Annotated in this window: 1 protein-coding gene; it reads left to right on the top strand. The window is 35.1% G+C overall.

Annotated elements, in window-relative coordinates; genetic code table 11:
- A partial coding sequence (locus AC1DTM_RS30675) for a hemolysin family protein (RefSeq protein ID WP_477001730.1) occupies positions 1–601 on the top strand: 601 nt, incomplete at both ends.

Here is a 601-nt window from a genome sequence, read left to right as displayed (position 1 = left end):
ATATAGTATAAGTATAGTGATTGTTTTAATTGCCTTAACGGCATTTTTCGTTGCAGCAGAATTTGCAATTGTTAAAGTGAGGAGTTCACGAATTGACTATTTAATTGCAGAAGGAAATAATCGTGCACTATCTGTCAAAACAATCATTACAAACTTAGACGAATATTTATCAGCTTGTCAATTAGGAATAACTGTTACAGCTCTTGGGATTGGGTGGTCTGGTAAACCTGCGCTAAAGCACATGTTTGATGTGTTGTTTGCAAATTGGAACGTCCCTACTCAACTCGCAGACATTTTCGCTATAATCTTGGTATTTTTGTTTATCACATTTTTCCATGTGGTAGTAGGAGAGTTAGCTCCAAAAACATTTGCGATTCAAAAAGCAGAACAAGTGAGTTTCTTTGTTGCTAAGCCACTCATTTTGTTTTATCGGATTGCATTCCCATTCATTTGGATTTTAAATGGATCAGCTCGGTTAATTACAAAGTTTTTTGGGTTGAAACCACCAAAAGGGCATGATGAAGTGCATTCAGAAGAAGAATTGCGGTTGTTAGTTTCAGAAAGTTATAAAAATGGTGAGATTAATCAATCTGAATATAAG

This window comes from Bacillus sp. P4_D3 (assembly GCF_056401855.1).
The sequence above is the reverse complement of the archived record's forward strand: the minus strand, read 5'-3'. Positions and strand labels throughout refer to the sequence as shown.